The sequence below is a fragment of the Streptosporangium sandarakinum genome (assembly GCF_013409935.1).
Taxonomy (GTDB): Bacteria; Actinomycetota; Actinomycetes; order Streptosporangiales; family Streptosporangiaceae; genus Streptosporangium; species Streptosporangium nondiastaticum.
Genome location: NZ_JACCCO010000002.1, coordinates 319,645 through 331,887, shown reverse-complemented (window position 1 = coordinate 331,887; position 12,243 = coordinate 319,645). Strand labels below are relative to the sequence as shown.

The window sequence follows — 12,243 nt, the reverse complement described above, 5'->3', positions numbered from 1 at the left end:
CCGAGGCCGTACCCGTTCCGGATCCCTTGGCCGAGGCCCCGCGTGTCCCGGACCCCGCGCGCGGTTCGGATCCCGGAGAGGACCCGGAGCCCACGTGGGAGCCGGCTCCGGGGAAGAGCCCGGCCGCCACGCGTGATCCCCGCCCTGCGGACGGCCCCCGCCTCGCGGACGGCCCGGACCGGATGCGGGAGACCCCGCTGCCCGACGCCGCCGCCGACCTTCTGGGCCGCGCGCTCGTGGCCGTGCGCGAGGGCGTCACCGGCCTGCGGTTCGGCCTCGACCTGCCCGGGGCCGAGGAGTCGCGGCGGACCCAGGAGGAGATCCTCGCCCAGCTCGACGACTACGTGATCCCCCGGGTCCGCACGAGTACCGCCCCGGCGCTGGTGGTCATCGCGGGTTCGACGGGCGCGGGCAAGTCCACGTTGCTCAACACCCTGGCCGGGGCCCGGGTCAGCCCCACCGGCGTGCGCCGCCCGACCACCGCCACCCCGGTCCTCGCCTGTCACCCCGATGACCGCGACTGGTTCGCCAAGGGTGACGTGCTGGGGAGTCTGCGCAGGCAGGAGGCCGTCCCGGCGGTGGCCGACCGTGACCCCCTGGTGCTCGCCCCCGTCGAGAGCCTCCCGGCGGGCATGGCCCTGCTCGACACCCCCGACATCGACTCGGTCGTCGAGGAGAACCACGAGATCGCCCACCGCATGCTCGACGTGGGTGATTTATGGATATTTGTCACCACAGCGGCTCGCTACGCCGACGCCCCGGTATGGCGGCTGCTGCGTCTGGCCAAGGAGCGCGGGGCCGAGCTGGCCATCGTGCTCTCCCGGGTTCCGCCCAAGTCGCGTGACGTGGTCACCAAGCACTTCTTCAGGATGCTGGCCGAGTACGGCCTGGGCGAGGTCGAACGCTTCGTCGTCGACGAGAGCAAGGTCACCGGCGGCATGCTCCCCGCCCACGAGGTCGCCGACCTCCACGACTGGCTGACCGGGCTGTCCATCGACGAGCAGCGCCGGGCGCGGGCCGTACAGGCGACGCTGTCCGGGGTGCTCGACAGCTTCCGCACCCGGATGCCCGCACTGGCCCGGCAACTGGAGTTCCAGGTCGCGTTCCGGGGCGAGCTCCGCCGGGACGTGGACGCCGTCTACGGCGGGGCGCTGGCCGCGATAGAGAAGGCGACCGGTGACGGCTCACTGCTCTGCGGCGAGGTGCTCGCCCGATGGCAGGACTTCGCGGGCTCGGGCGACCTCATGCGGACCCTCCACCTGCGCAGGCCCGGCCGGTTCGCGGGCAAGGCGGGCCAGCAGGCCCCCGAGCGACTCACCGCGCTGAAGGCCGCGCTCCGGGCGGGCCTGGAATCCGTCGTCATCTCGGCGGCGCAGCGGGCCGCCGAGGAGTCCGTCGCACGCTGGCAGCGGCGGCCCGGCACGGACAGGATCCTGGCCGCCGCCCCGGGCCTCGGCCGCGCCTCCGACGACCTGGCGCGCAGGGCCGGCCGTACCATCGCCGCCTGGCAGGACCACATCGTCGAACTGATCCGCACCGAGGGCGTGACCAAGCGGTCGGTGGCGCGGCTGGTCTCGTTCGACGTCGAGTCGCTGGCGCTGGTCTTCACGGTGGGGCTGCTCGGGCAGGGTTCGGCGGAGGCCGGGCCCGGCACCGGGACGCTGCCGCAGCGGCTGGTCAACGCCCTGCTGGGAGCCGAGTCGGTGCGGACCATCGGCGCCAGGGCCCGCAGCGACCTGCGCGCCCGGATCGGCGCGATCTTCGACGACGAGACATCGCGTCACACCCGGGTCCTCGACGGCGCGGGCGTGCCCGACGAGTCCGCCGCGACCCGCCTCTACCAGGCGGCGTACAACCTTGAAGTGGTCCGCGCGGGACGAAGCGCCCCCGCGGTGAACGAGGAACGGTAAGCGAGCGATGACCACCGTTGGCACCACCAGGACCCGGCAGGGAATCGGCGTCCGGCTCGCCGCACTGGCCCGGGTCGTGGAGCTGGGACCGGGCAGAGTCGACTCCGAGCTCCTCACCGGCTCGGGGCAGCTGCTGCTGCGCGCCGGCGACCGGCTCAAGCTCTCCTCCGAGCACACCGTGGTCGCGCTCGCGGGGGGCACCGGAAGCGGCAAGTCGACCCTGTTCAACGCGATCTCCGGCCTGGAGCTGTCGCCGACCGGGGTCCGCCGCCCCACGACGGCCCGCACCCATGCCTGCGTGTGGGGCCTGGACGGCGCCGGTCCGCTGCTCGACTGGCTGCAGGTCCAGTGGCGGCACCGCTTCGCCAGGGCCAGCGCCCTGGACCGGGGCGAGGGCCGGCTGCACGGGCTGATCCTGCTCGACCTGCCCGACCACGACTCCATCCGGGCGCTCACCGACACCGAGGCCGACCGGCTCATCCAGGTCGCCGACCTCGTGGTGTGGGTGCTCGACCCGCAGAAGTACGCCGACGCCTCCACCCACCGCCGCTACGTCACCGAGCTGGCCGGGCACGACGCGGTGACGATCTTCGTGCTCAACCAGGTCGACCGCCTGGAGCCGGAGGAGCGGGCCGAGTGCGTCTCCGACCTGGCGGAACTGCTGCGCCGCGAAGGGGTCACCGACCCCGTCATCGTCACCGCCTCCGCGCTCACCGGGGAGGGCGTGGACGAGCTGAAGGCCGTCCTCGCCGGGACCGTCACCAGGCGCCGGGCCGCGGTCCAGCGCATCGAGGCGGATCTGGACCGGCTCACCGCGCGGCTGACGAAGGCCATGCCCACCGAGGAGGCCCCCGCCGCCCCCGCGTCCGTCGACGAGGCCCGCAGGATCGGCCTGACCGACGCCCTCTGCGACGCGGTCGGCGTGCCCGCGGTCGGGGAGGCCATGGAGAACGTGTACGGCGTGCGGGCGGCTGAGTGGCTGGGCTGGCCGTACGCCCGCTGGGCCGCCAGGCTCCGGCCCGACCCGCTGAGCAGCCTGCGTCTGGGCGGCCTGAAGGAGGAGATCCGCGGCCTGGCCGGGGGCGCGGTCAGCGCCCAGCCCGCCGAGGTGGACAACGCGGTGCACGCCCTGGCCGACGGCCTGACCACCGGCATGCACGAGGCGTGGCGCAACGGGATCAGGGACGCGGCGCGTTCCCACGCGGACCGGCTTCCCGGGGTGCTCTCCGAGGAGCTGTCGGAGGTGGCGCCGCGCCTCGACCGGGTTCCCGCCTGGTGGCGGCTGGTGCGGATCTGGCAGTACCTGCTCGTCCTGCTCTTCGTGGCCGGTCTCGCCTGGGCGGGCACGGCTCTCGCCTACGGTGTGTTCGGCGTGGGGAAGCCGCCCGCGGCGCTGGAGTTCTTCGCGGACGCGGCCTCGCTGCCGTGGGTGGGGCTGATGGTGTTCTCGGTCCTGGGGCTCGGCGTGCTCTCCGCCACGGCCGCCCGCAACATCGTCGCGATGCGGGCGGAGAACGAGCGGGAACGCCTGGAGCGGGAGATGCGCCGCAGGGTGGCCGCGGTGGCCGGAGAGCTGGTGATCGAGCCGGTGGAGCGGGAGCTGGCCAGGTACAACGAGTTCTACGCAGCCATGCGCGGCGTCCAGGGCTGACACCCGGCCTTCGAGCCTTTCGCGGCCCTTCGGGTCCTTGGTACGGCGAGCGGCGTTTCCCGCGGGGCCGGGGTTTTCCACAGGGCCTGGGCGTGTTCGCGCGGCTGTCCACAGAACGGGGTTCGGCGGCCCGTGCCGGTGGCGGCGCGGGCCATCGTGTCTTCAGGTCGCGGGCAGCCCGCCCGCCTTCACGGGAGATCACGATGAACGACATCCAGATCACGCTTACCGGCAACGTCGCGGCCCCGCCGCGCCAGCACACCTTCCCCGACGGGAGCCGGGTCACCTCGCTCAAGGTCGCCTCGACCAGCCGTTACTTCGACAGGGACAACCAGCAGTGGTGCAACGGCGAGACGACATACTTCGGAGTCCGCTGCTTCCGCGGGCTCGCCGACAACGTCGCCCAGTCGGTACGGCTCGGCCAGCCGATCGTCGTGCAGGGGCGGCTGCGGATCCGCGAGTTCGTCCACGAGGGCGAGCGTCGTTTCATGCCCGAGGTGGAGGCCAGTTCGCTCGGGCACGACCTGCGCTGGGGCCTCGGGAGCTTCACCAAGCCGATGCGGGGCGGGATCGCCCCGTCGCTGGGCCGTGACGAGCGGAGCGAGCTCGACCACGGGACGCACGACTGGGCCATGGGCGGCCTGGCGGCCCCCGCGGCCACGCCCGTCCCCGGCGTCCCCGCGGGATCCGTCCGGGATGCCGCGGCGGTGTCCGCCCCGGACCCGGACCCTGCGGCGGTGTCCGCGCCGGGCGCTCTCACACTGGTCGGGTCCGGCGACGGCGCCGCCGGCGGCCAGGGTCCGGCGGTCCGCGACGCGACCGGGGGGACGGGCGCGGAGGGGACCGCCACTGGGGAGGCCGCCGCGGGGGCCGCGGCGGAGCGGGCCGGTGAGGGGAGTGCCGGTGCGGACCGGCCCGGAGGAGAGGGCGCCGGTGCGGGGCGGACCGGTGAGGGGAGGCCCGGCGAGGCCGCGCGGAGGCCCTCGGGGCGGAGATCCCCGAGGCGGGAGTCACCGGTCCCGGAGGAGACGGACGAGACGCCGTGGCCCGTCGAGGTGCGCGCGGCGGCCTGAAGCGGTGACCGGATCGGCCTGAGGGCGATGCCGACCGGCTGACCGGCCGACCGGTCGGGTGGGTGTTCCGGTCCGGGGTGACGCCGGCCGGGTGGGTGTTCGGATGGGGGTTTCCGTCCGGGGGCGATGCCGGCGGAGAGGGTGTCCCGGCCGCCCGGGGGTGTGACACCTGCTGAGCGGGTGTTCCGGAGCGAAGGTGCTCCGGCCTGGAAGAGGTGTTCTTCGTATGACGAGGTTCCTGCGGCGGGCTTCCGGTGCCGGGCGGTGTCCCTCGGGAGACCCGAGGGCTGAGGGGGCATCGGCCGGACGCGGCCGGTGCCTCGCCGGGAGGGCGGTGGCGCCGGTGGAGACGGCCCGATGGTCTTGCCCGTGCCAGATGCCGGAGCACCTGTCAGGTCCAGGTCACACCCCGCAGCATGGCTGCTCCTTTCCCACATGGCCCGCTCGGCGGGGAGCGGGTCCTTTCACTCGTGGGCCGCCGGGACACGCGCCCACCCGCTCAAGGTAGCGGTTCCCGTCGCGCGCCGCACACTCCGCAACTATCGTGTTACACATCGTTAGTCGGAGAAGGGGGCGACATGACGGCACCCGGTCACACCTCGGTCAAACCGCGTGACGGTGTGGCGGCCTTGGCTGATCGCTGGCCCTTGCTTGGGCAGCACCGTTCGCTGGTCGTCTACCTTTGCGCGATCGTAGCGCTCGATCTCCTCGCCATCGGTTTCTTCGCCGTCTCGACGGTCTTCCGCTGGCACGACGTGCTCGCCTTCACCGCGCTGATGGCGTGCGGGGCCGTCTGCATCGAGGCGACCCGCAGGCTCGGCATGCCGGCCGGCGTCTCGCGTGACCTGCTGTCGGCCTGGTGGCTGCCCGTCGCGCTGCTGCTGCCTCCGGTGTACGCGCTCCTGTCGCCGATCCCGCTCCAGATCCTGCTGCAGAAGCGCGTGCGCGAGACGGTGGCCTACCGGCGGGTCTTCAGCTCGGCCGCCATCGGCCTGGCCGGATGCTCGGCCTCGGTGCTGTTCCACTCCGTCGTGGGCGACCTGAGCGCGCTGACCACCGGGGCCGGGGTGCCGATCCTCGTCGCCGTGGGGTGCGCCGCCCTGTTCACGGTGCTCAACACCGCGTTGATCGCCGTCGCCGCGCACGCGGCGGCACCCGACAGCCGCTGGCGGGAGGTGCTGTGGAACCGGGAGAACCTGCTGCTCGACGTGGTCGAACTCTGCGTCGGCATCCTCGTCGCCATCACCTGCGGGCTGAACCTCGCCCTGCTGGTGCTGGCGCTGCCGCCGGTGATGCTGCTCCAGCGCAGCCTGCTGCACGCCCAGCTCCAGGCCGCGGCCCGCACCGATCCCAAGACCGGCCTGCTCAACGCGGCGGCCTGGCAGCGCGAGGCCGACACCGAGATCGTCAGGGCCCGCCGCACGGGTGAGACGCTGGCGCTGCTGATCGTGGACATCGACCACTTCAAACGGGTCAACGACACCTACGGCCACCTGGTCGGCGACCAGGTGCTGGCCGGCGTCGCCTCGACCATCCGCAGCCAGCTGCGGGACTACGACGTGGTGGGCCGGTTCGGGGGTGAGGAGTTCGTCGTCCTGCTGCCCCGGGCCGACGTGACCGAGGCGCGCAGGGTGGCCGAGCGGCTGCGGTCCCGCATCGGGCGGATGGCGGTCCCGGCCGACGACAACCTCGTCACGGTGACGATCTCCGCCGGGGTCGCGATCATGAGCATGCACGGCGACGACCTGATCGAGCTGCTCGCCGCCGCGGACCTCGCTCTTTACCAGGCCAAGGAGATGGGCCGCGACCGGATCTGCCTTCCGGCCGCCGTGGTTCCCCGGCCCACCGGCCCCGGCCCCCGGCCGCCCCTAGCAAAGCCCGAAAGGCCCTAAGCTAGAAGTCATGCCGGAGTACATCTACACACTGCAGCGCGTGCGCAAGGCGCACGGCGACAAGGTCGTCCTCGACGACGTCACCTTGTCGTTCCTGCCGGGCGCCAAGATCGGCGTCCTGGGCCCCAACGGCACCGGAAAGTCGACGCTGCTGCGGATGATGGCGGGTCTGGACCAGCCGTCCAACGGTGAAGCCCGCCTCATGCCCGGCTTCACCGTCGGCATGCTCCAGCAGGAGCCCCCGCTGAACGAGTCGAAGACCGTACTCGGCAACGTCGAGGAGGGCGTCGCCGAGACCAAGGCCATGCTCGACCGGTTCAACGAGATCGCCGAGCTGATGGCCACCGAGTACAGCGACGAGCTGCTGGAGGAGATGGGCAAGCTCCAGGACGCCCTCGACCACCGCAACGCGTGGGACCTCGACAGCCAGCTCGAACAGGCGATGGACGCCCTGCGCTGCCCGCCTCCGGACGCCGACGTCACCATGCTCTCCGGTGGTGAGCGCCGCCGGGTCGCGCTGTGCAAGCTGCTGCTGGAGCAGCCCGACCTGCTCCTGCTCGACGAGCCCACCAACCACCTCGACGCCGAGAGCGTCCAGTGGCTGGAGTCCCACCTGGAGAAGTACCCCGGCACCGTCCTGGCCGTCACCCACGACCGTTACTTCCTGGACAACGTGGCCGGCTGGATCCTGGAGCTCGACCGCGGCCGCTGCCACGCCTACGAGGGCAACTACTCCACCTACCTTGAGGCCAAGACCGCCCGGCTCAAGCTGGAGGGCCAGAAGGACGCCAAGCGCAAGAAGCGCCTGGAGGAGGAGCTGGAGTGGGTCCGCTCCAACGCCCGGGCCCGCCAGACCAAGAGCCGGGCGCGACTCCAGCGCTACGAGGAGATGGCCGCCGAGGCCGCCAAGCACCGGAAGCTGGACTTCGAGGAGATCCAGATCCCGCCGGGCCCGCGCCTGGGCACCACGATCATCCGGGCCGAGAACCTCACCAAGGGCTTCGGGGACCGCGTGCTGATGGAGGGCCTCACGTTCGACCTGCCGCGTAACGGCATCGTCGGCATCATCGGCCCCAACGGCGTCGGCAAGACCACGCTGTTCCGGATGATCACCGAGAGCGAGAAGCCGGACAGCGGCCAGATCGTCATCGGTGACACCGTCCAGATCTCCTACGCCGACCAGAGCCGCGGCGGCATCGACCCGCAGAAGAACGTCTGGGAGGTCGTCTCCGACGGGCTCGACTACATCAAGGTCGGCCAGGTGGAGATGCCGTCGCGCGCCTACATCGCCGCGTTCGGCTTCAAGGGCCCCGACCAGCAGAAGAAGGCCGGCGTCCTGTCCGGCGGCGAGCGCAACCGGCTCAACCTGGCGCTGACCCTCAAGCAGGGCGGCAACGTGCTGCTGCTGGACGAGCCCACCAACGACCTCGACACCGAGACGCTCTCCAGCCTGGAGAACGCGCTGCTCGAGTTCCCGGGCTGCGCGGTCATCACCTCCCACGACCGGTGGTTCCTCGACCGCATCGCCACCCACATCCTGGCGTGGGAGGGCGACTCCAACTGGTTCTGGTTCGAGGGCAACTTCGCCGACTACGAGAAGAACAAGATCGAGCGTCTGGGGGCCGACGCGGCGCGTCCGCACCGCGTCACCTACCGCAAGCTCACCCGCGACTGACGCGGGACGACAGAGGCGGCCCGCCGCACCCCGTACGGGGAGCGGCGGGCCGCCTCATGTGTTCGGGCCGCCTCACGCACCCGATCGCCTCGCGGCTCCGGGCCGCCTCGTACGCCGAGGTGGCTTCGCGCGTCCGGACCGGACGGCCCGCCGGGTCAGGGCGTGTGCAGCCAGACGGCGGTGTCCGGGGGGAGCAGATAGCCGTCCACCGGCGCGCTGCCGATCAGCACGTGCTCGTGCGGGGGAAGCGGCACCGGCTCGGTGCCGCAGTTGAGGACGCACGTCAGCGGGCCGCGGGTGAAGACGAGGGCGTCCTCGGGGGCGTCGAGCCAGGTGATCCCGTCGGGCAGGGCGCCGCGCAGTTCGCGCCGGGCACGCAGCGCCTCCTTGTAGAAGTGCAGGGTCGATCCCGGGTTCGCGGCCTGCCGCTCGACGGTCAGCGCGGCCCAGTCGGCCGGCTGCGGCAGCCACGGCCCCACCCCGTCGGGTGAGAAGCCGTACGGCGCGGCCGCACCCGCCCAGGGCAGGGGCACCCGGCACCCGTCCCGGCCCGGCAGCGAGCCCTCGGAGCGGCGGAAGACGGGGTCCTGACGCGCCTCCGGGGGAAGATCCTTGACCTCGGGGAGTCCGAGTTCCTCCCCCTGGTACAGATATGCCGACCCCGGCAGGGCCAGCATGGCGAGCAGGGCCGCCCTGGCACGGGCCAGGCCGGCCGTGGAGTTCACCAGGCCCTCGCCGTACCGGGTGACGTGGCGGACCACGTCGTGGTTGGACAGCACCCACGTCGGAGCGGTCACCGCCGCCAGGGTGTCGCCGATGACCTTCCGGAAGGCCGTGGCCGACCACGGCGCCTCCAGCCAGGCGAAGTTGAAGCTCTGGTGCAGTTCGTCGGGGCGCAGGTACAGGGCGAGGTCCTCGGCGGAGTCGGTCCAAACCTCGCCGATGGCCATCCGTTCCCCGGGGTAGGAGTCGAGGACCTTGCGCCACTCCCGGTACACCTCGTGCACCTCGGGGCGGCCCCAGATCGGCGACTCGGACCGGAACGCCTGGTCCTCCGGGGGCAGGTCGGGCAGGCCCTCGGCCTTGTACAGGCCCATCGCCACATCGATGCGGAACCCGTCCACCCCGCGGTCCAGCCAGAACCTCAGCACGTCGAGGAACTCGGCGTGTACCTCGGGATTGCGCCAGTTGAAGTCGGGCTGCTCCGGTGCGAACAGGTGAAGGTACCACTGCCCGTCGGGCGTCTTCGTCCACGCCGGGCCGCTGAAGGTCGACTGCCAGTTGTTGGGCGGCTCGTCTCCGCCGTCGCGGAAGACGTAGCGGTCCCGGCCCTCACCCCGCAGCGCCGCCCTGAACCACGGGTGCTCGGCGGAGCTGTGGTTGGGCACGATGTCCACGAGCACCCGCAGTCCCAGCGCGTGCGCGTCGGTCACGAGCGCGTCGAAGTCGGCCAGGGTGCCGAACAGCGGGTCGACGTCGCGGTAGTCGGCGACGTCGTAGCCGCCGTCGGCCATGGGGGAGGGGTAGAAGGGGGTCAACCAGATCGCGTCCACACCGAGCTCGGCGAGGTAGGGAAGACGCTGTCTTATACCGGGCAGATCGCCGACGCCGTCTCCGGAGGCGTCGGCGAAGCTGCGAACATAGATCTCGTAGACGACGGCATCACGCCACCAGGGGATTTCCATGTGCTTGGATTGCCCTGGCCCGGTGTGGTTTATGCGTCGAAGACCCGGACGTTACCGCTCCTCGGTCAGGCGCCCGGTGCGTTGACCATGCTGTGGGCGGCGTACACCAGGTAGTCCCACAGGCGCTTCTCCAGCTCCTCGGGAAGCTCCAGGGAGACCACCGCGTCGTGCATGTGCCGCAGCCAGGCGTCGCGTTCGGCCGCGCCGATGACGAACGGATTGTGCCGCATGCGCAGCCTCGGGTGGCCGCGCTGCGCACTGTAGGTGTTCGGGCCGCCCCAGTACTGCATCAGGAAGAGGCTGAGCCGGTCCTCGGCCCCGGCGAGGTCTTCCTCGGGGTAGAGCGGCCACAGCAGCGGATCGTCCACGACGCCTTCGTAGAAGCGGTGGACGAGACGCCGGAAGGTCTCCTCGCCGCCGACGGCGTCGTAGAAGGACTGTGATTCCTCGGGGATAGCGGACACGGCTCCAAGCCTAAGCGACACCGGAACCGGGCGGCGTCAGCCGGCGATCGGGATGGCCGCCCGGTCCAGGGCCGACTTGACCCGCAGGCGGAGCTCGCGGGCGATCTCGGACTGCCGGGAGGGGATCGTCTTGGCGCTGATCCGGAAGACGATCGCGGTGTCGGAGATCTGCTCGATGCCCCAGACCTGCGGCTCCTCGACCAGGACGGCGTCGCGGTAGGCGGGGTCCTTCCACATGTCGTCGACCACCTGCTGGAGTAGCTCGCGGACCGCGGGGATGTCGGAGGCGTAGGCCACCGGGACGTCCACGACGGCGCGGGCCCACCCCTGCGACTCGTTGCCGACCCGGACGATGGTGCCGTTGCGGATGTACCAGACCCGGCCGTCGTTGTCGCGCAGCCGGGTGATGCGCAGGGTGACCGCCTCGACGGTGCCGGCGGCGGCGCCCGCGTCGATCACGTCGCCCACGCCGTACTGGTCCTCCAGGAGCATGAACATGCCGGCGATGAAGTCCTTGACGAGCTCCTGGGCGCCGAAGCCCACGGCGACGCCGACGATGCCGACGCTGGTGAGCAGGGGCGCGATGGGGACCGACAGCCGGTCCAGGACGGTCAGCACGGCGGTGCCGAGGATGACGACCGAGGCGACCGACCGCAGCACCGAGCCGATGGTCTCGGCCCGCTGCCTGCGCCGTTCGGCGGCGACCGCGTCGAGGCCCTCCAGGGGGATGTTCTGCTTGCCGCGCAGCCGCCCGGCGATCGAGGAGCCGTTGGAGGAGGAGGCGCGGCGCACCACCCGGGTGATCAGGCGGTTGGCCACGTTCCGAGTGACCAGTGCGACGAGCACGACGAGGACGATGGCGATCGCGCCGGCGACCGCGGGAGCCCAGGCGTCGGGCAGGACGGACTGCATGAGACTGCAGATTAGCCCCCCGCCGTTCTCACATCCTTTGAAACTCGCCATGTCGAGAAGTTGCTCTACTCCCGGCACCCCGGTGGGTGTCGGGGTGGGAGTGGGGGCGGGGGCGAGCAGGAACACGGAGTGGATCCCTCCCGGATCGGATAGGTCGGCGAAACGGGCAACTCGCGTTGCCAGTCCATATTGCCGACCGATCCGGCCGCCGTCACATCGCGCCGGGGAAGACGGGGACGCCCGGATCGGAGCCGCGGGGGCCGATCCGGAGACGACCCGGTGGCGGGCGGCTCGGCCGGGGCACGCACCCGGAAGCGTGTCCCGTGCCGTTTCTGGGAGGGACCCCTCCGACCTCCGTCCGGAGGGGTCCGGACGGTGGCTTCGTGGGCGCCGTGTAAGGGGACGCGGCGGAAGGGGGCGCCGGACTCTCCTGCACGGCGGGTTTCGGGGAGGTCGGCGGGGTGCCCAGCGTCCGAGGACGCTCCGCACCGGATCACCCCGCCGCCCCCGTCGGACCGCGGTGGGCGCGGCGGGCGGGGACGGCTGCGACCCCGTCCCCGCCCGCCGCCGGTGTCACTCTCCCACCGCGGCGAGCACGCGTGCGACCTTGGTCGCGGCGCCCGCGGGATCCTCGACCGTGTGCATCCGCTCTCCCCAGGACCACCAGTAGTAGACGTCCGGGGGGCGGGGGGCCGTGGCCGGCTGCGCTCGGCAGGTGACGTTCTCCGCCAGGCTGGTCGCGTTCGGGTTGATCACGCGGACAAAGGGGCGGCCCGACCGGGTACGCACCAATCGCGCGTGCAGTCCTCGAGAGTCAAGCTCTGACACCAATCGCTCCAGGTGTCCGAAGTCGTCTTCCCCCACCTCGTCCCTCCTTGTTTTTCAGCCGGTACCGCACCGAATCCGGTTCGCTTAGCTGCGCGAATCGGTGCTGGTTGGCCAAAGATGACTCACCAGGCGTGAAGGGTCAACGTAGGAAAA

The 12,243-nt window shown here is 71.9% G+C and carries 9 protein-coding genes; 5 read left to right on the top strand and 4 right to left on the bottom strand.

The window, feature by feature from the left end; genetic code table 11:
- Positions 1-182 precede the first annotated feature (182 nt).
- From HDA43_RS20175 to ettA, 5 genes are all read left to right on the top strand, one after another.
- Positions 183-1,910: a dynamin family protein gene (locus HDA43_RS20175; protein ID WP_179824017.1), complete on the top strand. Its 1,728-nt coding sequence runs from the start codon at positions 183-185 to the stop codon at positions 1,908-1,910.
- 7 nt (positions 1,911-1,917) lie between these two features.
- Complete coding sequence (locus HDA43_RS20170) at positions 1,918-3,561, top strand: GTP-binding protein (protein WP_179824015.1); 1,644 nt, start codon at positions 1,918-1,920, stop codon at positions 3,559-3,561.
- Between the two features lie 203 nt (positions 3,562-3,764).
- Positions 3,765-4,634 carry a single-stranded DNA-binding protein gene (locus tag HDA43_RS20165; RefSeq protein ID WP_179824007.1) on the top strand — a complete coding sequence of 290 codons (870 nt, stop codon included), beginning with the start codon at positions 3,765-3,767 and terminating at the stop codon, positions 4,632-4,634.
- 578 nt (positions 4,635-5,212) lie between these two features.
- Positions 5,213-6,526 carry a GGDEF domain-containing protein gene (locus tag HDA43_RS20160; RefSeq protein ID WP_179824006.1) on the top strand — a complete coding sequence of 438 codons (1,314 nt, stop codon included), beginning with the start codon at positions 5,213-5,215 and terminating at the stop codon, positions 6,524-6,526.
- 10 nt (positions 6,527-6,536) lie between these two features.
- Positions 6,537-8,201, top strand: coding sequence for an energy-dependent translational throttle protein EttA (ettA, locus tag HDA43_RS20155; protein WP_179824004.1), 1,665 nt, complete (start codon positions 6,537-6,539; stop codon positions 8,199-8,201).
- Between the two features lie 155 nt (positions 8,202-8,356).
- On the opposite strand, the gene HDA43_RS20150 is transcribed toward ettA, so the two are convergent.
- From HDA43_RS20150 to HDA43_RS20135, 4 genes are all read right to left on the bottom strand, one after another.
- Positions 8,357-9,886 (bottom strand): glycoside hydrolase family 13 protein, encoded by a 1,530-nt coding sequence (locus HDA43_RS20150; RefSeq protein ID WP_179824002.1) that lies wholly within the window; start codon positions 9,884-9,886, stop codon positions 8,357-8,359.
- A gap of 65 nt (positions 9,887-9,951) precedes the next feature.
- A complete protein-coding gene (locus HDA43_RS20145) occupies positions 9,952-10,350 on the bottom strand; it encodes a globin (protein ID WP_179824000.1) in 399 nt (132 codons plus the stop codon).
- A 36-nt stretch (positions 10,351-10,386) separates the two neighbouring features.
- Positions 10,387-11,262, bottom strand: coding sequence for a mechanosensitive ion channel family protein (locus HDA43_RS20140; RefSeq protein WP_246424466.1), 876 nt, complete (start codon positions 11,260-11,262; stop codon positions 10,387-10,389).
- 573 nt (positions 11,263-11,835) lie between these two features.
- Entirely contained in the window at positions 11,836-12,018 is a 183-nt protein-coding gene (locus HDA43_RS20135; RefSeq protein ID WP_229812017.1) for a hypothetical protein, read from the bottom strand.
- Between the last annotated feature and the right edge of the window lie 225 nt (positions 12,019-12,243).

Coding starts and splice junctions, on each gene's coding strand:
- HDA43_RS20175 (WP_179824017.1), top strand. CDS start 183: ATGCGGGAGACCCCGCTGCCCGACGCCGCCGCCGACCTTCTGGGCCGC.
- HDA43_RS20170 (WP_179824015.1), top strand. CDS start 1,918: ATGACCACCGTTGGCACCACCAGGACCCGGCAGGGAATCGGCGTCCGG.
- HDA43_RS20165 (WP_179824007.1), top strand. CDS start 3,765: ATGAACGACATCCAGATCACGCTTACCGGCAACGTCGCGGCCCCGCCG.
- HDA43_RS20160 (WP_179824006.1), top strand. CDS start 5,213: ATGACGGCACCCGGTCACACCTCGGTCAAACCGCGTGACGGTGTGGCG.
- ettA (WP_179824004.1), top strand. CDS start 6,537: ATGCCGGAGTACATCTACACACTGCAGCGCGTGCGCAAGGCGCACGGC.
- HDA43_RS20150 (WP_179824002.1), bottom strand. CDS start 9,886: ATGGAAATCCCCTGGTGGCGTGATGCCGTCGTCTACGAGATCTATGTT.
- HDA43_RS20140 (WP_246424466.1), bottom strand. CDS start 11,262: ATGCAGTCCGTCCTGCCCGACGCCTGGGCTCCCGCGGTCGCCGGCGCG.